The organism is Microbacterium sp. UMB0228 (assembly GCF_002871415.1).
Classification (GTDB): Bacteria; Actinomycetota; Actinomycetes; order Actinomycetales; family Microbacteriaceae; genus Microbacterium.
Genome location: NZ_PNFU01000001.1, coordinates 299,104 through 324,870, shown reverse-complemented (window position 1 = coordinate 324,870; position 25,767 = coordinate 299,104). Strand labels below are relative to the sequence as shown.

The 25,767-nt window shown below is 70.8% G+C and carries 21 protein-coding genes; 4 read left to right on the top strand and 17 right to left on the bottom strand.

What is annotated here, in order from left to right; genetic code table 11:
• Positions 1 to 30: 30 nt before the first annotated feature.
• A complete protein-coding gene (locus tag CJ226_RS01680; protein WP_060922036.1) occupies positions 31 to 429 on the top strand; it encodes a YccF domain-containing protein in 399 nt (132 codons plus the stop codon).
• Positions 430 to 438: 9 nt separating this feature from the next.
• Here the strand turns inward: CJ226_RS01680 and CJ226_RS01675 are convergent, their stop codons facing one another.
• Entirely contained in the window at positions 439 to 1,425 is a 987-nt protein-coding gene (locus CJ226_RS01675; RefSeq protein WP_102208395.1) for a glycerophosphodiester phosphodiesterase family protein, read from the bottom strand.
• A gap of 92 nt (positions 1,426 to 1,517) precedes the next feature.
• On the opposite strand from CJ226_RS01675, the gene CJ226_RS01670 reads away from it, so the two are divergent.
• Both CJ226_RS01670 and CJ226_RS01665 read left to right on the top strand, forming a co-directional pair.
• Positions 1,518 to 2,444 (top strand): Bax inhibitor-1/YccA family protein, encoded by a 927-nt coding sequence (locus CJ226_RS01670; RefSeq protein WP_102208125.1) that lies wholly within the window; start codon positions 1,518 to 1,520, stop codon positions 2,442 to 2,444.
• A gap of 158 nt (positions 2,445 to 2,602) precedes the next feature.
• Positions 2,603 to 2,875, top strand: coding sequence for a GlsB/YeaQ/YmgE family stress response membrane protein (locus CJ226_RS01665; RefSeq protein WP_025103755.1), 273 nt, complete (start codon positions 2,603 to 2,605; stop codon positions 2,873 to 2,875).
• Between the two features lie 96 nt (positions 2,876 to 2,971).
• Here CJ226_RS01665 and CJ226_RS01660 read toward each other — a convergent pair whose 3' ends face one another.
• Together CJ226_RS01660 and CJ226_RS01655 are read right to left on the bottom strand one after the other, a co-directional pair.
• The gene (locus CJ226_RS01660) at positions 2,972 to 4,267 is read right to left on the bottom strand and encodes an RNA polymerase sigma factor (protein ID WP_102208124.1); all 1,296 of its coding nucleotides are present in this window, start codon (positions 4,265 to 4,267) and stop codon (positions 2,972 to 2,974) included.
• A gap of 13 nt (positions 4,268 to 4,280) precedes the next feature.
• Positions 4,281 to 4,709: a YciI family protein gene (locus CJ226_RS01655; protein ID WP_025103753.1), complete on the bottom strand. Its 429-nt coding sequence runs from the start codon at positions 4,707 to 4,709 to the stop codon at positions 4,281 to 4,283.
• A 183-nt stretch (positions 4,710 to 4,892) separates the two neighbouring features.
• On the opposite strand from CJ226_RS01655, the gene CJ226_RS01650 reads away from it, so the two are divergent.
• On the top strand, positions 4,893 to 6,983 hold the full coding sequence (locus tag CJ226_RS01650) for a glycoside hydrolase family 10 protein (protein WP_102208123.1): 2,091 nt from the start codon (positions 4,893 to 4,895) through the stop codon (positions 6,981 to 6,983).
• Between the two features lie 60 nt (positions 6,984 to 7,043).
• Here CJ226_RS01650 and CJ226_RS01645 read toward each other — a convergent pair whose 3' ends face one another.
• From CJ226_RS01645 to CJ226_RS01585, 14 genes are all read right to left on the bottom strand, one after another.
• Positions 7,044 to 8,429: a glycosyltransferase gene (locus CJ226_RS01645; RefSeq protein ID WP_102208122.1), complete on the bottom strand. Its 1,386-nt coding sequence runs from the start codon at positions 8,427 to 8,429 to the stop codon at positions 7,044 to 7,046.
• 8 nt (positions 8,430 to 8,437) lie between these two features.
• Positions 8,438 to 10,024 carry a glutamine-hydrolyzing GMP synthase gene (gene guaA / locus CJ226_RS01640; RefSeq protein ID WP_062635878.1) on the bottom strand — a complete coding sequence of 529 codons (1,587 nt, stop codon included), beginning with the start codon at positions 10,022 to 10,024 and terminating at the stop codon, positions 8,438 to 8,440.
• Entirely contained in the window at positions 10,021 to 10,533 is a 513-nt protein-coding gene (locus CJ226_RS01635) for a DUF3817 domain-containing protein (RefSeq protein WP_062635876.1), read from the bottom strand. Before CJ226_RS01635 ends, guaA begins: the two co-directional genes overlap by 4 nt.
• Before the next feature lie 103 nt (positions 10,534 to 10,636).
• The gene (locus tag CJ226_RS01630) at positions 10,637 to 15,211 is read right to left on the bottom strand and encodes an ExeM/NucH family extracellular endonuclease (RefSeq protein ID WP_257996440.1); all 4,575 of its coding nucleotides are present in this window, start codon (positions 15,209 to 15,211) and stop codon (positions 10,637 to 10,639) included.
• Between the two features lie 307 nt (positions 15,212 to 15,518).
• A complete protein-coding gene (locus tag CJ226_RS01625) occupies positions 15,519 to 16,277 on the bottom strand; it encodes an SURF1 family protein (RefSeq protein ID WP_102208394.1) in 759 nt (252 codons plus the stop codon).
• A gap of 57 nt (positions 16,278 to 16,334) precedes the next feature.
• The gene (locus tag CJ226_RS01620; RefSeq protein WP_062635871.1) at positions 16,335 to 17,450 is read right to left on the bottom strand and encodes a GuaB3 family IMP dehydrogenase-related protein; all 1,116 of its coding nucleotides are present in this window, start codon (positions 17,448 to 17,450) and stop codon (positions 16,335 to 16,337) included.
• Between the two features lie 45 nt (positions 17,451 to 17,495).
• A complete protein-coding gene (locus CJ226_RS01615; protein WP_102208120.1) occupies positions 17,496 to 19,184 on the bottom strand; it encodes an ABC-F family ATP-binding cassette domain-containing protein in 1,689 nt (562 codons plus the stop codon).
• Between the two features lie 46 nt (positions 19,185 to 19,230).
• Complete coding sequence (locus CJ226_RS01610; RefSeq protein ID WP_102208119.1) at positions 19,231 to 21,042, bottom strand: cell wall metabolism sensor histidine kinase WalK; 1,812 nt, start codon at positions 21,040 to 21,042, stop codon at positions 19,231 to 19,233.
• Entirely contained in the window at positions 21,039 to 21,386 is a 348-nt protein-coding gene (locus CJ226_RS01605; RefSeq protein ID WP_025103741.1) for a response regulator, read from the bottom strand. The genes CJ226_RS01610 and CJ226_RS01605 overlap by 4 nt, the downstream gene beginning before the upstream one ends.
• Positions 21,383 to 21,526, bottom strand: a complete 144-nt coding sequence (locus tag CJ226_RS17955; protein ID WP_180964510.1) for a hypothetical protein — start codon at positions 21,524 to 21,526, stop codon at positions 21,383 to 21,385. Before CJ226_RS17955 ends, CJ226_RS01605 begins: the two co-directional genes overlap by 4 nt.
• Positions 21,523 to 23,010: a glycosyltransferase gene (locus tag CJ226_RS01600; protein ID WP_025103740.1), complete on the bottom strand. Its 1,488-nt coding sequence runs from the start codon at positions 23,008 to 23,010 to the stop codon at positions 21,523 to 21,525. Before CJ226_RS01600 ends, CJ226_RS17955 begins: the two co-directional genes overlap by 4 nt.
• A complete protein-coding gene (locus tag CJ226_RS01595) occupies positions 23,010 to 23,723 on the bottom strand; it encodes a PHP domain-containing protein (RefSeq protein ID WP_102208118.1) in 714 nt (237 codons plus the stop codon). The genes CJ226_RS01600 and CJ226_RS01595 overlap by 1 nt, the downstream gene beginning before the upstream one ends.
• Positions 23,720 to 24,709 carry an ATP-grasp domain-containing protein gene (locus tag CJ226_RS01590; RefSeq protein ID WP_062635863.1) on the bottom strand — a complete coding sequence of 330 codons (990 nt, stop codon included), beginning with the start codon at positions 24,707 to 24,709 and terminating at the stop codon, positions 23,720 to 23,722. Before CJ226_RS01590 ends, CJ226_RS01595 begins: the two co-directional genes overlap by 4 nt.
• On the bottom strand, positions 24,709 to 25,755 hold the full coding sequence (locus CJ226_RS01585; RefSeq protein ID WP_102208117.1) for a response regulator: 1,047 nt from the start codon (positions 25,753 to 25,755) through the stop codon (positions 24,709 to 24,711). Before CJ226_RS01585 ends, CJ226_RS01590 begins: the two co-directional genes overlap by 1 nt.
• Between the last annotated feature and the right edge of the window lie 12 nt (positions 25,756 to 25,767).

The window sequence follows — 25,767 nt, the reverse complement described above, 5'->3', positions numbered from 1 at the left end:
GCGCCGCCCCGCGGGTGACACAATCGCTGTATGCGCACGATCCTCAACATCATCTGGGTCATCCTCGCGGGCTGGGCGCTCTTCCTCGGCTACGTGCTGGCCGGCCTGCTGCTGTGCATCCCGATCATCACGATCCCGTGGGCCATCGCGTCGTTCCGCATCGCCGCCTACGCCATCTGGCCGTTCGGCCGCGAGGTCGTCAGCAAGCCGACGGCCGGCGTCGGCTCGTTCCTCGGGAACGTGCTCTGGGTCATCCTCGCGGGGTGGTGGCTCGCGCTCGGCCACATCGTGTCGGGACTGGCGCTGTGCATCACCATCATCGGCATCCCGATGGGCATCGCCGACTTCAAGATGGTCCCGGTGTCACTCATGCCCCTCGGCAAGGAGATCGTCTCCACCCGTCAGGGCGCGTTCGACCGCACGCTCTGACCCGACGGGTCAGCTGCGGAAGAACGCCACGCCGAGATCGGGGTGGTCGACGAAGACGCCGTCCACGCCCTGCCGGGCGATCACGCCCCACTCGGCCTCGTAGTCCCCGAACGCGCTCTTGCCTCCCGGACCGCGGTAGGGCGCCGCGAGGAAGGCGTTCTCCGGACGGCAGGTCCAGGTGAAGAGGGTCAGGCCGCGGGCATGCACATCGGCGACCAGCGTCGTGCCCGGCACGAGGAGCATCTTCTTGTCGACGCTGATCCCGTCGATCTGGCCGACCAGGCGATCCAGATTCCCTGGGGTCACGGTCTCCGGGTAGCTCAGGGCCTTCGATCCCTCGGCGACGAGCAGGTCGTACGGCTGTCCGGCCGCCTCGATGAGGTACACGAAGCTCGCATCGACGCCCGCGGCGCGGAGCTGCCCGAGCACGGTCGACTCGAAGCTCTCCACGATCAGCGGCAGCTCCCCCGCCGCCCATCCGGCGTCGCGCAGCTCCCACGCGATGAGGGGCGCGAGGTCGAGTCCGATGCTCGCGAAATGCGTGGCGTGCTTCACCTCGAGCACGACGCCGATCGACCGGTTCTGCTCCTGCGCGGCCGCCCGCACGAGGTCGAGGACGTCGCGCAGGCGCAGGATGGGTTCCGTGCCGTCGAAGGAGGCGCTGGACGCCCGGACCTTCGGCAGCCGCTCCCGGCACCGCAGCGTGGACAGCTCCGCCCAGGTGAAGTCCTCCGTGAACCAGCCGGTCAGTGCGGCACCGTCCACGCGCCTCGTCGTGCGGCGATCCGCGAACTCCGGGTGATCGGCGACGTCCGTGGTGCCGGAGATCTCGTTCTCGTGCCGCACGACCAGGACGCCGTCTTGGGTGGCGACCACGTCCGGCTCGACCGCGTCGACCCCCATCGCGAGAGCGAGCTCGTAAGACGAACGGGTGTGCTCCGGTCGGTGGCCCGGGGCACCGCGATGCCCGATGACGAGCGGGGATTTGCTGGGCACGCTCACAGCGTAAGGCACCCCGGGAGTGTCGCCTCACGGGTATCGTGGAGGAAAGCGACCTACGACCCCCCTTTTGGAGTGAGGCCCACCTGATGAGCAACTTCGCTTTCAACAATCCTGCTTTCCAGCAGCAGGACCCGCGCAACGTCGCGACCTACCCGGGCGCCCCCCAGGGTGCTCAGGGCGCCCAGGCCGCGTCGCTCCAGCACGGTGCGATCGATGCCGCCGCCAACGCGCAGCTCGAGGGCATGTACGCCGCCCCCGCTGCCGGCTCTCTCGAGACCGACCGGATGTCCGTCGAGGACACCGTGTGGAAGACCGCCGGCCTGTTCGGCATCCTCCTCGTCACCGCCGCCATCGGCTGGGTGCTGACCCTGGGCGGTATCACCGTCCCCGAGCGCGACCCGTACAGCGACTACGCCCCCAACCTGCTGCCGTGGATCGTCGGCGCGCTCGGCGGTTTCGTGCTCGCGATGGTCATCACCTTCACGTCGCGCAAGAAGGTCCGCCCCGCGCTGATCTTCGCCTACGCCGCCTTCGAAGGCCTGTTCATCGGTGGCATCTCCTCGTACTTCGAGGTGCTGTGGCCGGGCATCGTGTTCCAGGCGACGCTCGCGACCGTCTCGGTCGTCGGCGTGACCCTGGCCCTCTTCGCGAGCGGCAAGATCCGCGCGTCCAAGAAGGCCACGAAGATCTTCATGATCGCGATGATCGGCTACCTGGTCTTCTCGCTCCTGAACCTCGTCCTCATGTGGACCGGCGTTCTGCCCCGGGACCAGGCGTTCGGCATGTACAGCGCCGAGATCGCGGGCATCCCGCTCGGCCTCATCATCGGCGTCCTCGTCGTCATCATGGCGGCCTACTCGCTGGTGCTCGACTTCGACCAGATCCAGCAGGGCGTGCGCAACGGCGCTCCCCGCACCTACGGCTGGCTCGGGGCCTTCGGCATCATGGTCACGGTCGTCTGGCTCTACGTGGAGATCCTCCGGATCATCGCGATCGTCCGCGGCAGCGACTGACTCTCGCCGCGCACCAGAGGCCCGTCTCCCTGCGGAGGCGGGCCTCTTGCCATATCCGGGAGGGAGCGCGCAAGGGGTTGGCACGCGATTCCGCGGCCGGGCACAGTAGGTGTCACGAAGCCCCGGCACCCCGGGGCTCCTGACCCAAGGAGCTGACCATGAGTTTTCTCGGCTTTCTTCTTCTCGGCCTCATCGCCGGAGCCATCGCGAAGCTGATCCTGCCCGGCAAGCAGGGCGGCGGATGGTTCATCACCCTGCTGCTCGGCGTCGTCGGCGCCCTGCTCGGCGGCTGGCTCGGCAGCCTGATCCTCAACCGTCCGCTCACCGAGTTCTGGGACCTCGGCACCTGGCTCCTCGCCATCGGCGGTTCGATCATCGTGCTGCTGATCTACGGCCTCATCGCCGGCCGCGGCCAGCGGGTCAACGACTGACGCAGACCCCACTCGACGCGCTCCGCGTCACCCACGCCCGTCCCTCACGGCTGCGAGAGCATCCGTGAGGGGCGGGTCTTTTCGTGCCGCGGACGGTCAGCGCTCGGCACCGCGCGCCTTGCGCTCCAGGAGCTCGCGCTCGCGGTCGTTGCCCGCCAGCGCCGCGGCGGTCGCGAACTCGCTGCGCGCCTCGCTCTCCCTGCCGAGTCGGCGCAGCAGCTCGCCCCGCGTGGCCGGGAGCAGGTGGTAGCCGCGCAGCGCGCCGGACCCGGCCAGGTCGTCGAGCAGCCGCAGGGCGGAGGCGGGCCCGGTGGCCATGGCCACGGCGGCCGCGCGATTCAGCTCCACCACCGGGGACGGAGTGAGCCGGCCCAGCGCCTCGTAGAGGACGACGATGCGGTCCCAGTCGGTCTCCTCCACGGACGGCGCGACGGCATGGCGTTCGGCGATGGCGGCCTGCAGACTGTAGGGGCCGCGTCCGCGGCCGAGCCCGTCCGCCCGCGCCAGGGCTGCTCTCCCCCGCGCGATGCGGCTGCGGTCCCACCGCCGACGGTCCTGATCGGCGAGCAGCACCGGGTCGCCGTTCCGGTCGGTCCGCGCCGGGAAGCGTGCGGCGGTGAGCTCCAGGAGCGCGAGCAGACCGTGCACCTCCGGTACCCGAGGCTGCAGCGCGGCGAGCACCCTCGCCAGCCGGATGGCCTCGTCGCTCAGCTCCGGCCGCATCCACTCCGGACCGCTGCTGGCCGCGTGCGCTTCGTTGAAGATGAGATAGAGCACCCCAAGGACCGCGCCGAGCCGCGCCGCATGCTCCTCCCGAGGCGGCAGCTCGAACGGCGCGCGCGCGGCCGCCAGCGTCTTCTTCGCGCGCACGATCCGCTGTTGCACGGTCGCCGTGGGGACGAGGAAGGCGCGGGCGATCTCCTCACTCGTCAGACCGCCCACGACCCGCAGCGTCAGCGCGACCTGCGCCTCCCGGGAGAGCACCGGGTGGCACGCGATGAAGAGAAGGCGCAGCACGTCGTCGTCCACGGCATCCGGGTCCCACGGCAGCTCGTGCCCCTGCGCCTGCTCCTGTTCCAGGTCGTGCGCGATCAGCGCCAGACGGTCGTCCAGCCGCTCGCGGCGGCGCCATCCGTCCACCGCCTTCCGCTTCGCCACGGCCGTCAGCCACGCGGCGGGGTTCTGCGGCACGCCCTCGGCGGGCCATTGCCGCAGCGCGGCGACCAGGGCCTCCTGCGCGAGATCCTCGGCCAGGCCGAAGTCGCCGACCATCCGCGTCAGTGCGCCGACGATGCGCGCGGACTCGATGCGCCACACGGCCGCGACCGCCCGCTCGGCCGCCTCCTGCGCGGAGGCGGCCGAGCTCGTCACGGGGTCGGGTGAGCGGTCCATCAGCGGAGCGGCGTCACGCCTGCTCGGCGCGGCGGGCCTGCTCCTCCCGCCAGCCCGCCTCCTTCTCGATCCACTCGTTGTCGGCGGGGAAGTCCTCCGGCCCGGTCACCCGGCGCACCTCGAGGAATGATCCCGGTCCGAGCGGCGCCCGGCTCGCCCATTCCGCGGCCTCCTCCCGCGAGGAGACCTCGATGATCCAGAAGCCGTTGAAGAGCTCCTTCGTCTCCCCATAGGGGCCGTCGGTGATGAGCGGCTTCTCGGCGCTGAAGTCGACGACGAAGCCCTCGGCCGCGTCGGTCAGCCCCTCGCCCGCGACGAGGACGCCCGCCTTCATCATTGACTCGTTGTACCGGCCCATGGCCTCGATGACCTGCTCGAAGGGCATCTCCTGATAGGCCGCCACCGCGTCGTCGGTCGCGCGCATGATGAGCATGAACTTCATGATGTTCTCCTTGTTCCGAAGGGCCGTGTCTCGACCCTCTCATCACAGACGTCGAACGGGAACGGCGGAGATCGACATCGGGGCGGAAATTCCTCCCGGGCTTCTGCCGAGAGCCCCATCGGCATAGAGTTTCAGTTCAACCCCTTTCAGTGGAAATTCTTTTCCAGATCGAACGAGGACTCGATGAAGAGACGCATCGCCGCCACCGCCGCGGCCGCCCTGCTCCTGCTGGCGCTCCCCACGACCGCCGGTGCGGCCCCCGACGAGGAGCCGCTGACCCGGTACGTGAAGGACGCCTCCGGCACCTCCGGCTACGGCACGGAGCCCGTGTACACCTATCCGGGATCCGGCGAGCAGGTCGCCATCCCCACGACGCTGACGCCGGAGAACCGCCGCTTCTCCAGCGCCTGGGTCGGGACGATCGGCAACCTGAACTTCGGCAAACCCGCCGACGCGGCGGACTTCGACGCCCGCTACGCGACGGTGCTCGACGACTTCGCCTCCTGGAACATGAACGCCGTGATCTTCCAGGTGCGTCCGCTGCTGGACGCCTACTACCCGTCGGCACTCAACCCGTGGTCCGAGTTCCTCACCGGCACCCAGGGCGCCGATCCCGGCTATGACCCGCTGCAGCGCATGGTCGAGGCCACCCACGCCCGCGGCATGGAGTTCCACGCGTGGCTGAACCCCTATCGTGTGACCAACGCGAAGATGACCTCGCCGGGGATCCTCACCGCCCTCGGCCTCACCGCGGACCAGGTGAAGGCACTCTCCATCCCGCAGTACATCGCGGCACTGAACGACGCCGGCATCCTCGCCGACGACAACTTCGCCGTGCAGCACCCCGACTGGGTCCTCTCGTTCGAGGAGAAGCTGTTCCTCGACCCCGGCCAGCCCGAGGTCCCCGCGTACGTCGCGGCCACCGTCGCCGAGATCACGGAGAACTACGACGTCGACGCCATCCACTTCGACGACTACTTCTACCCGTACCGGATCACCGTCGACGGCCAGAACGTGTTCTTCGGCGCGCAGGGCGAGGACCGTGCGACGTTCGAGGAGTTCGGCCTCACAGCGGGCTATCCCGACACCGTCGCCGGCATCGAGGCGTGGCGGCGCGACAACATCACGGGTCTGATCACCCTCGTCGGCGACGCGATCAACGCCGGCAACGCGGCGCGCGGCACCGCCGTGCAGCTCGGCATCAGCCCGTTCGGGATCTGGGAGCACGAGGCGCTCGACCCGGCCGGATCCCACACGCCGACGACCTCGTCGCAGACGTACAGCCAGGCGGTCTTCGCCGACACCCGCGGGTGGGTGCAGGACGAGCTGATCGACTACATCGTGCCGCAGATCTACTGGAGCTTCGATCAGGCGGCCGCCCCGTACGGGGAGCTGGCGCAGTGGTGGAGCGACGTGGCCGCCGGCAGCCGCACGCAGGTCTACGTGGGGCATGCGCTCTACAAGCACGTCAACAACGGCGGCTGGGAGCAGGCCTGGATGAATCCGGAAGAGGTGCCGAATCAGCTCCGGTACAACCAGAAGCTCGACGGCATCGAGGGCAGCGTCCTGTTCAGCTACAACGACATGAAGCCGAGCGACCTGGCCGCTCTGCCCGCGGATCAGCAGCCCAAGCACCAGGCGAAGAACACCGCGATCGAGCTCCTCGAGGGCGAGGCCTTCGCCCACCCCACGCTCGTTCCGGCCAAGCCCTGGCTCTCGGACGGACAGGTGGCCGCCCCGGTGGCCCCCGAGGTCGTCGACGGCGAGCTCCGCTGGCAGGCCGGCGACGCACGGGAGGCCCGCCAGTATGCGATCTATCGCGGTACCGGCGATCCGGCGCAGATCGTCACCACCCCGGGCGCGCTGGTCGACACGGTCTGGGCAGGCGGTGCGGCATCGTTCCGCTTCCCCCTCCCCGCCGACGAGGCCCCGGCCGCCGCGCGCGCCGCGACGGAGACCTGGGTGGTGACCGCGCTGGACGCGGCCGCCGTCGAGAGCGCGCCGGTCGCTGTCGCGGTGCACGAGCCGGTGGATCCCACCGATCCGGGAACTCCGACGGATCCCACCGACCCCGCCACGCCGGAGGGCCCGGACTCCGGAGCCGGCGAAGACGCCGCCGCCTCTCCCGTCGGCGGCGCGTCGCGCGGCGACCGCGGCGACCTGGCCACGACCGGCAGCGATGTCCCGATGATGGCGCTGCTCCTGGGCGGACTGCTGCTGACCGCCGGCGCCGTCACGGTCGGAGTGACCGCCTTCCGGCGGCGCACGCGATAGGACCGTCGACCGCTGGGGCGTCGTCCGCGACTCCCCGGCGGTCGGCGACGCCGCGGACGGTCAGCGCCGCGAGGGAGCGCGGACGGCCGCGGCGATCGTCGCGGTCAGCGCCTCCACGGAGCGCGCCGGGCTCCAGGCCGCCGCGACGAGCGGCGCCTCCGTGCGGAGCGCCGCGAGCCGGTCCGGATCGGTCAGGAGGTCCCGCAGGGCCTCCCCCAGCGCCGTGACGTCACCGGCGGGCACGAGCACACCTCCGCCGGCGCCGAGCACATCGCGGATGCCGTACCGCACGTCGTACGACACCACAGGGGTGCCGTGCAGCAGCGCCTCGACCACGCCGAGCGGCTGTCCCTCGAACGCGGTCGAGGTCACCAGGACGGACGCACGATCGAGCACGGTCGCCGGATCGTCGGTGTACCCGCAGAGCCGCACGCGGTCGGCGCCGTCGAGCTCGGCGATCAGCGCCGCCAGTCGCTGCTCCTCCGCACCCGTGCCCCAGACCTCCATCCGGGTGCCCGGCACGCCCGCCGCCAGGAAGGCGCGGATCGCGTGGTCGACGCGCTTGCCCGCCGCGAGTCGGCCCAGCACGACGACGAGGCCGTCCTCGCGCAGACTCTCCCGACGTTCCACGGGCTCGATGGGGTTCGGCACCACGACGTGGTTCGCGGAGGAGCCGAAGCGCGCCACCACGTCGTCGCGCTGCGTGGCCGTCGGCCAGATCACCGCGTCGAAGCGGTCGGCCAGGCGGAACCACCGCGTCCAGAGCGTGTTCATGGGTGCGTCCGGCGTGTAGGGAGCCTCGACGTGCATGGTGTGGATGGGGTGCAGGATGCGCACGCGCGGGTCGTCCCAGTCGGCGACCAGTTCGCCGAGCTGACGGGATTCGCAGATCACGACGATCGGCCGGTCGTCCAGCGCCGCCGTGACGTGGTCGAGCCAGGCGCCGTAGAGCCCGCGGAAGCCGTGCAGCGCCCCGACGACCGCACCGCTCTCGTCGTGGACGAGGACGGGCTCGTCCGTGAGGTGCCAGTCCGGGTCGCCGGGGATCACCGGGAGGGCCACGAAGGGACGACCCTCCGGGTCCGCGAGCACCCGGTACTCCACGTCGGGGTCGGCCGTCACCGCGTCATCGGCCGCGTCCCGCAGCCAGGCGGCGGCTCCGCCCTCCGGGGCGACGGCCTCGTCGAAGAGGTTCCGCAGACGATCCGGGTCCGCGAGCGCGCCGCGGTCGGCGAACACGCGGCGATGCTCGGCGTGATCCGCGCGCGTTCCCGGGTCGAACGTGAGCAGCTGCGGACCCCGGCCCTCGCCGGCGCCCGCTCCAGCGAGCAGCCGGGCTCGCGCGAGCGTCGCGATGGTGTACCCGCCGTCCAGCCCGGGGATCAGACGGCTGGACAGCACCAGGTACTCGGCGTCCGGGAGGACCGGTGCCGAGACCGGGGGCATCGCGCCCCCTACTCCCACTCGATCGTCCCCGGCGGCTTCGACGTGACGTCCAGCACGACCCTGTTGACGTCGCGGACGCCGTTGGTGATCCGGTTCGAGATCTTCGAGAGCACGTCGTACGGCAGACGGGTCCAGTCGGCGGTCATCGCGTCCTCGCTGGAGACCGGACGCAGCACGATCGGGTGGCCGTAGGTGCGGCCGTCGCCCTGCACGCCCACCGAGCGCACGTCGGCGAGGAGCACGACCGGGCACTGCCAGATCTCCTGGTCGAGGCCGGCCTTGGTCAGCTCCTCGCGGGCGATGGCGTCGGCCTCACGCAGAATCTCGAGACGGTCAGCGGTGACCTCACCGATGATCCGGATGCCGAGACCGGGCCCCGGAAACGGCTGACGCCCGACGATCGCCTCGGGGATGCCGAGCTCGCGGCCGATCGCGCGGACCTCGTCCTTGAACAGGGCCCGCAGCGGCTCGATGAGCTCGAAGTCGAGGTCGTCCGGAAGACCGCCCACGTTGTGGTGCGACTTGATGTTGGCGGTGCCCGCACCGCCGCCCGACTCCACCACGTCCGGGTAGAGCGTGCCCTGCACGAGGAACTTCACCGGGGCGCCGCCGTCGGCCTTCGCCTCCTCCACGAGGTCGAGCTGCACCTTCTCGAACGCGCGGATGAACTCGCGGCCGATGATCTTGCGCTTCTCCTCGGGGTCCGTCACGCCCTGGAGGTGACCGAGGAAGGTCTCCGCGGCGTCGACCGTGATGAGGCGCACACCGGTGGATTCGACGTAGTCCTTCTCGACCTGCTCGCGCTCGCCCTTGCGGAGGAGACCGTGGTCGACGAAGACGGCCGTGAGCTGGTCGCCGATGGCCTTGTGCACGAGAGCGGTCGAGACGGCGGAGTCCACGCCGCCGGACAACGCGGAGATGACCCGGGCGTCGCCGACCTGCTCGCGGATGCGCTCGATCTGCTCGGCGATCACGTTGTCGGGGTTCCAGTCGGACGCGAGGCCCGCGCCCTTGTGGAGGAAGTTCTCGAGCACGCGCTGACCGTGGTCGGAGTGCTTGACCTCCGGGTGCCACTGCACGCCGTAGAAGCCGCGCTCCTCGTTCGCGAAGGCGGCGACCTTCGTGGCCTCCGTCGTCGCGAGCACCTCGAAGCCCTCCGGTGCCTTCGCGACCTGGTCGCCATGGCTCATCCACACGTTCTGTTCGGTCGGCTGCCCGCTGAGCAGCGTGCCGCCGTCACCGGAGATGACGGCATCCGTGGCGCCGTACTCGCGGAGGCCGGTGTGCGCGACCTCGCCGCCGAGGGTCTGGGCCATGTACTGGAAGCCGTAGCAGATGCCGAGGGTGGGGACGCCCAGATCGAAGACCGACGGGTCGAGCTTCGGCGCGCCCTCCTCGTACACCGACGAAGGTCCGCCGGAGAGGATGATCGCGACGGGGTTCTTGGCGGCGATCTCCTCGGCCGTGGCGGTGTGCGGCACGATCTCGCTGTAGACGCCGGCCTCGCGGACGCGGCGGGCGATGAGCTGCGCGTACTGGGCGCCGAAGTCGACGACGAGCGCGGGGCGCTGCTGGGTCTCGGACTGTTCGGTCAACGGACACCTTCCGGGGCGATCGCGGAGGCCTCGGCGGCCTCCCGGGTGGCGAGATAGGTCTTGACTTCACGGGCGACGATCGCCTCCATGAAGAACGACAGCAGCGGGATGACGCCGCCGAGCGCGAGGAGGATGAACCGGCGGAACGGCCAGCGCATCAGGCTCCACATGCGGAAGCACGCGAAGAGGTAGACCACGTAGAACCAGCCGTGGGCGACGAGGATGAACAGCGAGATGTTGAAGCCGTCCCCGAGGGAGGTCATCTCGCACGAGTTCGTCCACGGCGCGAACAGCGACCACCACTGGCAGTCCGGCCCCGCGATGACGCCGGCGAACCAGAGCGGGCCGCCCGATCCTCCGGCGAAGAGCTCGAGGTGGATCGGCGTGTACTTCAGCACCATCTCGGCGAGCAGCAGGAGCAGCATGACTCCCGTGATGATCGACGCGATCTGGTAGAACTTCAGCGCACCGCGGATCGCCGGAAAGCTGGCGACTTTCGGTTCGGGCATGCCCCCAGTCTAGTCGGCGGCGGGCGAGGCCCCGACCCCGCGGAAACGACGGAGGCCGCCGGGTCGCCCCGACGGCCTCCGCCTCGTCATCCGCCGATCGGCATCAGAACCATCCGGTCAGGAGGTCCCACAGCCAGTCGACGATGTCCTTGATGATCCCGCCGATGCCGCCGGCGCGGTTGACGGTGACGGAGGCCGTGGCCTCGTCCCCGTCGGCCTGCGCCACCGCGACGGTGTACTTGCCGGGCTGGGCGTTCTTCGGCACCGTCACCGAGGTGCTGAAGGTGCCGTCCTCCCGGACCTGCACCGTTCCCACCTGGACGCCCTGGCCCTTCTTCGACCGGAGCTCCACCGTGACGGTCTCGCCGGGCTGGTAGCCCTCGCCGGTGACGTCGAGCTTCTTGCCCGCGGCCACCTTCGAGGAGCCGAGCGCGATGGTCCCCGCGAACTCCTCCTCGCCGGCGATCGTGAACGGCACCTGCACCGTCGTGCCCGTCGCCGGGACGTCGACCGTGAGCTGCTGGTCACCGAACACCCCGGACGGCACCGTGAAGGTGAGGGTGGCGCGGCCGCCCTCGTCGGTGGTGTCCACGATGGTGGGGTCGACCGTGCCGGCCGCGAGCTGCGTGTCGCCGAGCGACAGCGTGACCGCTCCCGGCGCCGCCTCGCCACCGCTGAACGCCAGCGAGGAGAGCGAGACCGTCACCTGGTCGCCGGCGCGGTAGCCGTCGGCGTCCGCCGGACTGACGGTCACACCGACCGCACGCTGGGCGAGGTCCGGCGAGGCCGTCTTGTTCGCGTCGAACCAGTCGACCATCGACTGGAGGTCGATCTTGCCGGTGTCCCGCTTGCCCGCCCCCTCCTTGAAGGTGGCGAAGTTGTCGCCACCCGCCGCGAGGAAGGAGTTCGCCGCCACCGTGTACTCCCCGTTCGGGTCGATCGCGGTGCCGTTCAGCGTGATCGAGGTGATCCGCGAACCCGCGGCAGCCGTCGGGTCGTACGTGTAGACCAGACCCTCGGAGACGCCGAGCTTGAGGAACGGTCGGGCCGATCCGGCGGGCTGCCACTGCTCCTCCAGCACACCCTTCAGCTGCGTGCCGGTGAGGGTCAGCGTGACGAGCGTGTTGGCGAACGGCTGGACGGTCGCCGCCTCCCGATAGGTGACGTTGCCGTCGGGGTCCTCGGGGTTGCTCGACGCGTAGGTCAGGTTGGCACGGATGCCACCCGGGTTCATGAGAGCGATGTCCGCACCCGTGGACCACTTCTGCACGTCGGCGACGAAGTTGCCGATCGTGGACTCGCCGCCGCGGTTCTCGGAGCCGTTGGTCTGCCGCGCGCGGTTGAAGTCGGCGGTGATGTCGCCCACCTTCACCGCTCCCAGCACGTCGGCCTCCGCCTTCGCCTTGTCGACGATGGCCTGCACCTCCGGGACCGCCGGGTACAGCGGCTTGCCCGCGGACGTGAGGGGCTTGATCTCGTTGGTGATCGAGAGCAGCTCCTTCGTCTTCGGGTCGACCTGGATGTTCATGAGGCCGAGGTTCTCGCCGTACTGCCCCGCCGAGACGACCGGTCGGCCGTCGATGACGTGGTTGTAGGCGAGGTGCGTGTGCGCCGAAACGATCGCGTCCACGTCGTCGTCGACTCCGTAGACGATCTCGCCCAGCGGCGAGTCCTCGGTGATCGCGGACAGCGCGGTGCTCTCCGCACCCTCGTGCACGAGCAGGATCACGACGTCCGCCTCGCCGTTGGCCGGATCCCCGTCACGCAGGTCGTCGGCCACGGCGTTCACCGAGTCGGCGATGCTGCGCACCTCGAGATCCGCGATGCCCTCGGGCGAGACGAGCGAGTCGAGGTCCTCCGTGACGGCGCCCACGAAGCCGACGCGCACGCCGTCGAGCTCCTTGACCCACGCCGGGGCGAGCGCGGGCTCACCGGTCTCCGTGAGGAACACGTTCGAGGAGATGTACTCCCAGTCGGCGCGCTCCTGCACCCGGTCGCGCAGGTCTTCCCAGCCCTGATCGAACTCGTGGTTGCCCGCGGCGCTCACGTCCAGGCCGGCGGCGTTGAGCGCGTCGATCGTCGGGTTGTCGTCGTTGATGAAGGAGGTGAACGTCGACGCACCGATGAGGTCGCCGGCTCCGGCGAAGATCGTGTTCGGGTTCGCCGCACGGAATTGCTGCACCGCCCCCGCGAGCACGGCGGCGCCGGCCGCGGCCCCGTCGGCCTCGATACGGCCGTGGAAGTCGTTCACCGTCACGACGTCGATATTCACCGGCGGGATCTCCGAGGAGACGCCGACGAGGATCGGGTCGTGGTCGCTGGACCGGTACGGTGTGCCCTCCTCGGCGGCGCCGAACGCGTAGCCGCGGTCGCTCCACTCCGGCGAGTTGATGCCCCACACGCCGGCGCCCGTGATCGAGGAGACGAGCGACGGCGAGGCGATCACGTGGTCGAGCGAGCCGAGCTCCCCGTCGAACGTGTACGTGTACTGCCCTGCGGCCTTGTCGGCGGCCACGTCGCTCCACCCCTGCGAGGTGAACACGTCGATCGGGTCTTCCTGCCCGTAGGCGTTGAAGTCGCCGATCAGCAGCATGTCGCTGCTGCCGCTGCTCTCGGCCAGCTCATCCGTGAAGGCGAGGACGGCCTGCGCCTGCTTCACGCGGTCGGCGTTGAAGAACCCCTGGCCGTCGGCCGGCTCCGCGCCGGCACCCTGCGGCGGGGACTTCGACTTCAGGTGGTTGGCGACGACGGTGACGACGCGGCCGTCGATGTCGAACGCCTGCGCGATCGGCTCGCGGGCGTTGCCCCACACCGACTCGTCGGTGACGGTGGCGCTGTCGCCCACCGTGCTCACGGCGTCCTTCTTGAAGATGATCGCGTTGGTGATGTAGTCCGTCGTCGCCGGGTCCTGCAGCGCCTTCGGCGTGCGCACGTAGTCCCACACGTCCGCGCCCGCGTCGGCGTTGAGGCCGGCGACGAGGTCCTTCAGGGCGGTGTCGACGGGCTTGCCGAGCTTGACCGAGTTCTCGATCTCCATCAGCGCCACGATCTCCGCGTCGAGGCCGTTGATGGCCGAGACGATCTTGGACTTCTGGATCGCGAACTGGGCGGCGTTCGCCGCACCGCGGGCGTCCGCGTTCTCGCTCTTCAGCGTCGTGAAGTAGTTGTAGACGTTGAACGACGCCACCTGCGCGTCGCCGCCCACCTCGGGGGCCTTCTCGGGGCGCGGGTTCGTCGGCTCGAAGGTGACCTTGCGCTCCGCCGGGGAGGCGTCGTCGATCGGGACGACCGGCTGCAGGCGCCAGTCGTCGAAGCCCCACTGGAGCACGTAGCCGTTGGACCCGAAGTCGACGGTGTCGCCGTTGCGGACCACCGTGTCCTCCGTGAAGTACGGCTGCTGGCCCGGGTGGCCGTTGTTGGTCACCTGGATGGACCAGGCGTCGTCGAGCAGGATGCGGTTGGCGCGGTTCTCGGCCGCGATGGCGGCCGCGTCGGCCCCGGGACGCGTGGTCTCGGTGCTCTTGACGGTGAGGTCGTCGCCGGCGTTCAGCCACAGCGCCCCGTAGTTGTACAGCTGGTGGCTCGACGCGAGCCGATAGGTGCCGGTCGGGGCGACGTACATGTTCTCGTACTGCTCGCGGTCGGCACCGCGCACGGTGTCCGGGAGCGGCGTGAGCGCAGGCACGCCCACACCGGCGGTGACGACGGAGACGTCGGCCACCGCAGCGGGAGCGATCTGGGTCTGGCCGTAGTACTCGCTCACGGTGCCGGTCACCGAGACGAGGTCGCCGATCTCGAGCGTGGGGGCGAGCGCGTTCAGGAAGACGAACACGCCATCCGAGGCGCCGGGAGTCGCGTCGGTCTCGCCGCCCGAACCCTGCGTCTGGATCACGATGCCCTTGTAGCCGCCCGTCCGGTGATCGGCGGTGACGACGCCCTCGACGCGGACGCGCTGTCCGGCCAGCGGCGAGACGTCGCCGGTGCCCTGGACCTCGGCGATCGAGGCGGTCGTGGGCTCCGTCCCCGGCTCCTCGCCCGGGTCGGTGCCGGGATCGGTGCCGCCGGAGTTCTGCGGGGTGATGGTCGCCGACAGCGCGAAGTCCGTCTTGTTGTCGTCCGCGTCCGCGCCGTCCGTGCGGTTCAGCGACCGGACGTCGGTGTTGCTCGTGGGAGCGGTGGCGGCTGCCGTCTCGAAGGTGTTCGAGGTGCCGTAGCCGAGGAGGTCGATCACGCCGTCGACGCCGACCGTCGACCCGGGGGTCAGGGTGACCGCCGCGGTGCCCTCGACGAGTGCCAGCGTGCCGTTGGTGCCGCTCGGGCTCAGCGTCGTCGTGGCGTCGGGGGTCGGGAGGGCGGCGCCGTTCGTGCCGTTGCTGTTCCCCTGCACGAGGAAGTAGCCGCCCGCGGGGATCGTCCCCTTCAGCGGTGCGACGCCGTTGAAGGCGCCGGTCCCTGTCGCGGAGCGGTACTGCAGGGACAGGCCGTCCAGGGTGACGGGCGCCGTCGTCGGGTTGTACAGCTCCACGAACTTGTTCGTGAACGCCGCCCCGGCGCTGCCGCCGGACAGATACGCCTCGTTGATCACCACCCCGGTGCCGTCGGTGTTCGCCGACGCGGGCGCGGCCACCAGAGAGCCGAGGCTCAGGGCGGCGACGCACGTCGCGGCGAGAGCGCCCACGCGCCCTCGGATTCTGCGGTGCGAGACGGGGGTCAGGGTCTCCCCGTGCTCAGGAGCGGACATCATCGGTGCTGTCTCCTCGATCGTGTTCCGGCGCTGCTCAGGACGCTGTCATCGCACACATCGGGAACTCCCAGCGTGCGCACATGGAGCGAGCATACGGAGCGGTTCGGACATCCTCAACGGAGTTTTCCCATTGGTCACCGAGCGCTCACCGAATGGCCTCGACACCCCCTGACGAAGGTTCACACGGGGCCGACCCGACGCGCAGAAGCGCAGCATCCGACGCGCGGATGCGCAGCGGGTGTCAGGGAGCCGCGGAGCCCTGCGCCTCGTCGAACTCCTCCACCTCGCGCTCCCAGGCGTCCTTCGCCAGGCGGTACCAGAGGTAGAACGCGAAGCCGGCGAAGATGACCCACTCGGCGGCGTAGAACACGTTGAGCCAGTTGACCGGCGACTGCTCGTCGGGCGCCGGGGAGGCGATGTCGACGAGTCCCGCGGTCGCGGTCGTGGAGGCCAGGTAGGGGCGGTAGACGTCGAGCTGCTCGGTGTCGTGCCAGCGGCTCAGGAGAGCGGCCGGCGACATCCGGTCCATCTGCTCCGGATCCGAGCGCGGAGGCACCGCCGGCCCCTCATCCGAGATGATGCGACCGGCGACGGGGACCACGCCGCCGTCCGCCTCGGCTTCGAGGCGCTCCACCGCGGCATCGGCGGCCTCGCGATCCGGCGCCCAGCCGATCGCCACCGCCAGCGAGACGCGCTCGTCGACGCGGAGCTGACCGGTGACCCAGTACCCCTCGGCGCCGTCGTTGAAGCGGCTGCCCACGACGAGGAAGTCTCCGGGGATCCAGACGCCCTCGGTCTCCACGCGCTGTCCGACGAGGGGCTCGGGCAGGTACTCCCCCGGCTCCACGACTTCGTCGAGCGGTCGGACCTGCTCGGTCGCCCCCGGCGCCGGAGGATCGGTCTCGATCGCCCGCTCCAGCTGCCACTGACCGAGCCAGGCGAACACGCCGGCGACGACCAGGCACAGCAGCAGCATCGCGATCCAGCGTCCCCGCAGCATGACCTCACGGAGGGTCGGCGGGAAGGGAGCAGGTGCGGTCACGGTGATGCGGAGACCTCAGGCCTCGTACGGAGCCAGCACGACCTCCACCCGCTGGAACTCCTTGAGGTCGGAGTATCCGGTGGTGGCCATCGACTTGCGCAGCGCGCCGATGAGGTTCGCGGTGCCGTCGGCGACCGGAGCGGGGCCGTAGAGGATCTCCTCCAGCGTGCCGATGCCGCCCACCTCGACGCGTCGTCCGCGCGGGAGCTTGGGGTGGTGCGCCTCGGGACCCCAGTGGAACCCCTGGCCGGGGGCGTCCGTGGCACGGGCCAGGGCGACACCGAGCATGACCGCGTCGGCGCCCATGGCGAGCGCCTTCACGATGTCGCCCGAGGTGCCGACGCCGCCGTCGGCGATCACGTGCACGTAGCGTCCGCCGGACTCGTCGAGGTAGTCCCGACGCGCGGCCGCCACGTCCGACACCGCGGTCGCCATGGGGGCGTGGATGCCGAGGGTGGCACGGGTGGTGGACGCCGCACCGCCGCCGAAGCCCACGAGCACGCCGGCCGCGCCGGTACGCATGAGGTGGAGCGCTGCGGTGTAGGTCGCCGCTCCGCCCACGATCACCGGCACGTCGAGGTCGTAGATGAACTTCTTGAGGTTCAGCGGCTCCGCCACGCTCGACACGTGCTCCGCGGAGACGGTCGTGCCGCGGATGACGAACAGGTCGACCCCGGCTGCGGCGACGGTGTCGTAGAACTCCTGCGTACGCTGCGGGGTGAGGGAGCCGGCGACGGTGACGCCCGCCTCCCGGATCTCGGCGAGGCGGCGGGTGATGAGCTCGGGCTTGATGGGCTCGGAGTAGAGCTCCTGCATGCGCACGGTCGCCCGGTCCTCCGCGAGGCCCGCGATCTCGGAGAGCAGCGGCTCCGGGTCCTCGTAGCGGGTCCAGAGCCCCTCCAGGTCGAGCACACCCAGACCGCCGAGCTGCCCGAGCATGATCGCGGTGCGCGGGCTGACGACCGAGTCCATCGGCGCACCGAGCACCGGGATCTCGAAGCCGAAGGCGTCGATCGTCCACGCGGTGGACACGTCCTCCGGGTTGCGCGTGCGCCGCGAGGGCACCACCGCGATGTCGTCGAACGTGTACGCGCGACGCGCGCGCTTTCCTCGGCCGAGCTCGATCTCCATGGTCACCCGTCCAGCCTACCCGGCGCCCGGCGGCCTCTGCGGCGGTCAGCGCGCACGCGCCACCCGCCGCTCGTCCCACACCGGCTCGTCGGACTCGTAGACCTCGCCGTCCGTGCCGAACACGAGGAATCGGTCGAAGGAACGCGCGAACCACCGGTCGTGCGTGACCGCCACCACGGTGCCCTCAAAGCGTCCGAGCGCCTCCTCCAGCGCCTCGGCCGACTCGAGGTCGAGGTTGTCGGTGGGCTCGTCGAGGAGGAGCAGGGTCGCGCCGGAGAGCTCGAGCAGGAGCACCTGGAACCGCGCCTGCTGTCCGCCGGAGAGCGATTCGAACGGCTGCTGGGCCTGGCGGACGAGGCCGTATCTGTCCAGGGCCGAGCTCGCCGCGTCGCGGGGCATGCCGTCACGGAGGTCGTCTCCCCGGTGCAGGATCTCGAGCAGGGTGCGGCCGACGAACTCCGGATGCGCGTGGGTCTGCGCGAAGAGCCCCGGCACCACGCGGGCGCCCAGCACCGCACGCCCCGTGTGCGCGACGGGACGGAGCTCCTCCGCGACCGCGGTCACGTGCCCGAGGGACGGGTCCGGGTCGGTGCCGCCGCGGGCCAGCAGCCGCAGGAAGTGCGACTTGCCAGACCCGTTGGAGCCGAGCACGCCGACGCGGTCGCCGTACCAGATCTCGGTGTCGAACGGACGCATGAGGCCGGTCAGCTCCAGCCGGTCCGCGACGACGGCCCGCTTGCCGGTCCTGGCGCCGCGGAGGCGCATGTCGAACTCCTGCGCCGGGGGCCGCTCCTCGGGCGGGCCCGCCTCCTCGAACTTCCGCAGCCGCGTCTGCGCCGCCTGGTAGCGGGACGCGAAGCCGTCGTTCGCGGCCGCCTTGACCTTGAGGTTCGCGACGAGCACGCGGAGCTTCTCGTGCTGCTCGTCCCACCGCCGGCGCAGCTCGTCGAGCCGGTCCATCCGGTCGGTGCGCGCCTGGTGATAGGTGGCGAAGCTCCCGCCGTGCACCCAGGCGGTCGACCCCGCCGCGCCGGGCTCCAGCGTGATCAGCCGATCGGCGGCCCTGGCGAGGAGCTCACGGTCGTGCGAGACCAGCAGCACGGTCTTGTCGGTGGCGCGCAGCCGCTCCTCGAGCCAGCGCTTGGTCGGCACGTCGAGGTAGTTGTCCGGCTCGTCGAGCAGCAGCACCTCGTCCGGGCCGCGCAGCAGCGCTTCCAGGGCGAGCCGCTTCTGCTCGCCGCCGGAGAGGGAGGTGAGCTCGCGGTAGCGCGCCCGCTCGAACGGCACGCCGAGCGCCGCCACGGTGCACTGGTCCCACACCGTCTCGTGCTCGTAGCCGCCGGCGTCCGCGTACTCGGCGATCGCGGAGGCGTAGGCCATCTGGGTGTCGTGCTCGTCGCGGTCGATGAGGGCGTTCTCCGCCGCCTCGAGCGCCTCCGCGGCGGCACGGAGGCGCATGGGAGCCACGCGCACGAGCAGCTCGTGCACGGTCTGGCCCGGCTCGCCGTGTCCGACGAACTGGTCCATGACGCCGAGTCCGCCGTCGATCGTCACCACCCCGTCGTCGGCCGGCTGCTCGCCGCGGATGATCCGCAGCAGCGTCGTCTTCCCCGCACCGTTCGGCCCGATGAGAGCGCTCGTCGAGCCCGCCCCGACACGGAACGACACCTCGTCGAGAAGCGGTCTGCCATCGGGAAGCGTCAGCGAGATCCCGGATGCGTCGATGTACCCCACAGGCGTGGCCGTCCTTCCGCCCGCGGACAGCGAGCCGACCAGGCTATCAGTCCGCGCGGCTGAGGGTCTGCAGCACCTCGGTCTTGGGCGCCGCCGGCAGGAAGAAACGGAACTCGGTGCCCACCCCCTCCTCGCTGGTCACGTCCATGGACCCGCCGTGGGCCAGCACGATCGCCCGCGTGATCGTGAGCCCCAGCCCCACCCCCGGCACGGCGTTGCGGGTGGCCGTCGAGGCCCGGAAGAACCGGGTGAAGAGCATGCGCTGCTCGTCCTGCGGGATCCCGACCCCGGTGTCGGCGATGGCGACCTGCACCCCGCCGTCCAGGCGACGCACGGCGGCCGTCACCCGACCCCCGCGCGGGGTGAACTTGATGGCGTTCGAGAGAAGGTTGTCCACCGCCTGCCCGAGGCGTCCGGGATCGACGAGCAGCGGGATCGGCTCGTCGCCGACCTGCAGGTCCAGCTCGATCCCCTCGCGCTGCGCGTGCGGTCCCGCCGAGGCCACGGCCGAACGCACGAGCGCCGCGACGTCCGCCTCGTCCCGTTCCAGGGGGAAGCGTCCCGACTCCACCTGCGCCGTGAAGAGCAGGTCGCCGACGAGGTTCAGCAGGCGTTTCGCGTTGCGCTCGATGATGCCGACGAACTCCTGCTGGTCCTCCGTCAGCGGCTGACCCGGATCGTTCTGCAGCAGGTCGAGGAAGCCGATGATCGCGCTCAGCGGCGTCCGCAGCTCATGGGAGATCATCCCCACGAACTCGTCCTTCATGCGTGCGACCTCGACGGCTCTCGTCTCATCGGTGAGGACGAACAGGTAGCCCTGCTGCGCGCCCGACGGGTCCTTGTGCGGCGTCACGGTCACCCGGGCGGGTACCGTCGTGCCGCCCGCGGTCTTGACCTCGATGTCGCCGTCGACGGTATGCCCGGCGTCCGCCTGGGCGAAGAGCTCCCGGAGTCCGTCCGAGACGCCGGTGCGCGCGGTCGGATCGCTCGCCGCCCCCGCGTCCCCTTCGCGTGCGGCGGTGTCCTCGGCCAGCATGGTCAACGCCGACGACGAGAAGAAGCGATCGACACGCACGTCGTCGAGAGCCTCGTCGTGAGAGAGCCCGAGCAGGCGGACGGCCCCGGGGTTCCACGCCGTGACGCGCCCCTCGCGATCGGTGCCGATCACGGCCTGCGCGGTGATCGATGCCCACAGCCCCTCGAACGAGTCGAGCAGCACGCGGTACTCGTGCTCCTTCTGCCGCAGCTGCACGATCATCGAGACGTTCTCGGACAGCGCCTTGGTCCGCTCCGTGACCAGCTCCTCCGCCTGCTGCACCCGCAGGCGCTGTTGCCGGGAGAGCTCGTTGACCACGGCCGCGACGGCCGCGAAGACGAGAGGTCCGACGACGCCGCGGAGCCACACGACCGCGTTCGTCGGCGGTTCGATGACGTAGGGGATCAGCAGCGCGAGCGACGTGAACGCGCCGACGACGAAGACCCAGCGGATGCCGGGCGCCGCCGCGATCCAGATCACGGGGAGCAGCACGAGCGAGCCGAAGAGCGACGCCGCCCCTCCCGTCCCGGCGCGGAAGAGACCCAATCCCAGGATGTCGACCATCGGGACCAGGAGCACGATCCAGCCCTCCCGGATGTGCAGCGCGCTGAGCACTCCGGCATGGAGCGTCGCGACGAGGACGATCGCGAGGCCGGCCAGGGCGAGGGTGAGATCGGTGAACGGCAGGCTGGGGATGGCCCAGGTCATCACGCCTGCGATCGCGGCGGCGACGAGCGTCGGGATCTGCTTGACGATCGGGTTCGGGTTGTCGACGACCCGATACCAGCGGTTCTCGGCGCGCTCCAGTGGTGTCGCCCTCATCGCGGGACCCGTTCCACGGCGCGATGCAGGTCGGCCCCGGTGATCGGCTTCGGCAGGGCCGCGTCCGCCGGCGGGTACTCCGCGACGTCCAGCACCGAGCTGACGATGAGGAAGCACTCCGGATAGCGTTCGTGGATCAGGCGGCAGCAGGCCTGCCCGGATATGCCCGGGAGCAGCAGGTCCAGGACGGCGACCTGGGGGTCGATGTCCGGGAAGGCGGCGATGGCCGACTCCGCATCGGGCGCGACGAACACGTCGAAGCCCTCCCGGTCGAGGTACCGCCCCAGGAGGGTCGCCTGATCCGGAGCGTCCTCGACGACCAGGGCGAGCGGCCGTCCGGTCATCGCAGGAGCATCTCTCGGACGACGACGATCACGACCACGACGGCGAGGGAGATGAGCGCCTGCGGGATGAGGCGGCGCTCCTTCCGGCCGTCGGCCGCGATCTCCTCCACCTCGGCGTCGTGCGATGGTGCGTCGGTCATGAGTCGACCCGTCCGATCTTCTCGGTCTTGATCCAGGAGGCGTCCGCGCGACGCCACTCCTTGAGGTACGAGTCGGCGGTGATCGCGCACAGCAGCGATCCGTACCCGCAGACGTAGAGCAGCAGGCCCGCGAAGAAGCGTCCGGCCGGAAGCGGCTCGACCGCCCGCGCGAGCCAGATGCCGAGCATCGACACCGGCCCCCAGAGGGCGAACGCCATCAGCCACAGCACCCGCGTCTGCTCCGTCGACTCCTGCCCCGCCGCGCCGATCAGGCCGTCCAGGGCCCAGGGGAACAGCGCCAGGGCCATGAGGATCAGCGCCCCGAGCCCCGGGAACATGATCGCCTCGCGCCAGGACTGCCGCCCGATGCGCGGATCGAGCTGGACGGAGTAGAGCATCGAGAAGATGTAGATGGCCGCCGCGGCGATCCACATGAACCGGAACACGAACTCCGCGACGTCGCTGTGCAGGAGCAGGAGGACGATCATCGCGGTGGCGGCGAGGAGCAGGAGCGCCGGCATCAGCAGGATCGTGAACCAGGCCAGCCCGAAGGGGATGCTGCCCAGGTTGTGGTCGCGACTCGGACGGAACCAGAGCTTCTTGTAGATCGAGGTGAGCTGCACGTTGCCGCGCGCCCAGCGCAGCCGCTGCTTCCAGAGACTGTCGATCGTCCGCGGCTCCTCGGCGAGCACCACGGCGTGCGGCTCGAACACCATCCGGCGGCCGTGGAGCTGACTCTCGAAGGTCGTCATGGTGTCCTCGGCGAGCGTGCCCGTCGGGATGCGTCCGCCGATCGCCTCGAGGTTCGCGCGGGAATGCAGCTGGGCGCCCCCGGCGAGGCAGGCGATCGCTCCCCCGACGTTCTGCGTGCGCCGTGCCGAGAGCTGGCCGATGACGTACTCGATCGCGATGAACCGGGTGAGGTAGTTGCGGTCCCTGCTGCCCTCCGCGATGTAGGCCGTGACGGCCCCGACCTCCTCGTCGGCGAGGTGCCGGGTGAGCTTGCGCAGGGAGTTGCGCGCGAAGATCACGTCGGCGTCCATGATGAGCACCGCCTCGGTCCACGGGTCGGCGAGCACGACGTCGAGGCCGTGGTTCAGCGTGTGCGCCTTGCCTTCGCCGCCCTTCTCGCGTCGCAGGTGGACGACCCGCCCCGGATAGGTCGCCGCCTTCTGCTGGACGATGGCCGGGGTGTCGTCCGTGGACGCGTCGTCGACGACGAAGACGCGGAGGCGCTCGGCGGGGTACTCGAGCTGGAGCAGCCGCTCGATCGCGGGGCCGATGACGAGGCCCTCGTTCCATGCCGGGATGACCACGGCCACGTTCGGGTGGTACGGGGCGGCCTTGCCGTAGTGATTGCGGAAGGCGTGCAGCGGCAGCATGAGGAACTGCAGACCGGTGTTGACGACCGGCAGCGTGCCGATCAGCACGCAGAGGAGGAGGATGACGACGACGACCGTCTCGATCCAGGTCAGTTCGGGCATCAGTGTCCTTCCGTCCCGGTGAGCAGCGGGACGATGCGGGAGTACCGGCCGACGTCCGCGGCCACGTGGCTGTCGGTGGAGGCCACGATGCCGGCGCCCGCGCGCTCCAGGGCGTTCAGCGCCTCCGCGCCGGGGCACACCCACTTCTCGTTGACCTCGACGAGCGTGTCCGTCTCGGCGGCGGCTCGCGCCCACGCGTCGAGGCGCTCGACCCCGAGCTCCTCCTCCGCGAGACCGATCTTCGGCAGGATCGAGAAGCAGTGCGCGAGCTGGTTGCCCGGATGGCGGCGCATGGTGGCGATGACGGCGTCCACGAACTGGTCGAGGACGTCGGCCTGCGCCCAGCCCGCGGCGATGCGCTCGCGGACCGCGGTGGGTCCGAGCGGCCCGTCCACGCCGGGGAACTGATGATCGGCGATGAGGATCCGGTCGACGCCCGCCGGAAGCGCCGGGATGTCGAGCGCGCCCGAGGCGTCGAGGATCTTCGCCTCCACGCCGGTGAGCACCGTCAGTCCGTCCGGGACGGGCAGGCGGCGGACGGCGGCGAGGTACTCGGGTACCCAGGTCGTGGTCTGCCGCACGTGGTCGACGAGACGGACGGTGTCGAGACCGACGGCCGCAGCCGCGGCGACGTTCTCCTCCAGGGTGGAGACCGCGTCGTCGGAGAACGTGGAGTGGACGTGGTGGTCTCCGCGCAGGGCGGGATGACTCACAGCTCCTCCTGGTGACCGGCGTGCGCCGACACGAGCAGGTCGTCGACCTCGACGATCACATCCTCCAGGAAGCGCACGGAGGCGACCTCACGGAAGGGCACCTGCACCGGGATCTCCCGGCCGAGGAAGAGGTCGGCGACGAGCGACGGGATGTCGACCCCGGCGGCGATCGTCAGCGGGAGCGCCCCGGGGAAGCGCGGGTTGACCTCGAGCAGCACGGCCCGCCCGTCCCGATTGCGGCGGAGCTGTACGTTGGCGACGCCGACGAGGCCGATCGCCCGCGCGATGGCGGCGGCGGTCTCCTCGAGCTCGGGGTCGCGGAGGGTGCGGCCGGCGATCGCGACCCCGGAGTCCACACGGGCACGGGTGCGCGGCACCGCGGCGACCACGCCACCGGAGGCGTCGGCGATCACATCGACCGAGTACTCCTCGCCCGGGAGGAAGTCCTGCACGATCAGGCCCTCATCCGTAGGGAGGGCGGCGAGCGCCTCCGCGTCGGGGACGAGGCGCACACCGCGGCTGCCCGCGCCCTGCCGGGGCTTGGCGAACACGGGGAACTCCCACGCGACCTCCGCGGCATCCGGGCCGGCGAGCACGGTGCGCGGCACACGACCGGTCGGCGCGCAGCGCTCCGCGAGGGCGAGCTTGTCGAGGGCGGTGTGCAGCGTGTCGGCGGGCGGCGCGGCGAGGACCGCGGGGGCCAGCTCGTCCCGGCGGTCCGCGAGCGCGATCAGCTCCACGTCGACGGTGGAGATCACGAGGTCGAGACCGTCCTCGGCGACCATGCGCGCGATCGCCGGCACGAAGTCCGCGTCGCGTCCCGGGGGGACCAGACGACGCTGCGCCGGCGGGACGAGGTAGATGCCGCTCGCCCAGCCGTCCATGTCGGCCGCGAAGACCGTCAGATCGGACCGGCGCAGCAGGGAGCGGATCACCGCGACCCCGGCGGGGCCCCCGGCTCCGGTGACCAGTACGCGCTTCGTCATCAGCTCTCCCGTCGGGTCAGTTCATGGGCGCCGATGAACTCGGCGGTCTCGCGCACGACCTCCAGCGGCTCGACGGCCACGCCGCCGCCGAACCGCGACCAGTAGCGGGCGGTGGCCGTGACGAACTCCGGCTCGAGGTACTCCCGGTTCGCCGCGGCCTGGGACTGGAAGCACTCCAGCAGCCGCAGCTTGTCGTCGAGGAAGCGGTCGATGCGGACGAAGCGCGTGGGCCGGTAGTCGATGGTCGCGGAGGGGCTCTGGTAGCACGCGACCGTGCCGACGCGGCGCGTCGCGACGATCGTCGCCTCGTTCACGGCGCGGTGATCCTGATGACGGTCGTGGTGCGAGTGCGTGTAGACGATGGTCGGCTGGATCTCCTGCACGACCTCCTCGATGAGGCGGACAGTCGACCCGCCACCGGAGATCTCGGTGTCGACGAGGTCTTTCACGAACAGCCGGGCGCCCACCTGCTCGGCGGCGGCGAGGGACTCGTGCTGGCGGCTGTCCGCATCACCGCCGCGCGCTCCGCGGGAGAGCGTGAGGATGGTGATGCGATCGCCGGCGGCCGCATGGGCCGCGAGGATGCCGCCGACACCGATCTCGACGTCGTCCGGGTGCGCTCCGATCGCGAGGACGACCTCACCGGTCTTCGCCTCCGCCGTCCGACGCCGGGACTCCTCGACGAGCCGGGTGACCGACTCCACGAGCCGGGCGTTGTCGAGCGGCTTGGTGAGGAACTCGTCGGCCTGCGCCCGGAGCGCGGAGACGGCGTACTCGACCGAGACGTGCGCCGTCATGACGATGACCGGCACGGTGGGCATGAGGCGGCGCAGCTCCGCGAGGAGCTCCAGGCCGCTGAGTCCCGGCATCTCGATGTCGGTGACGACGACGTCGGGTTTCACCGCCGCGGCTTTCTCGAGCGCCGACCGGCCGTCGTCCGCGAGATCGACGACGCAGCCCGCACGCCGTTCCAGGACGGTCTTCACGAGCAGGGCGACGTCGTGGTCGTCGTCGACGACGAGAATGCGAGGGGGGACCTCAGCCATGTACAGCTCTCC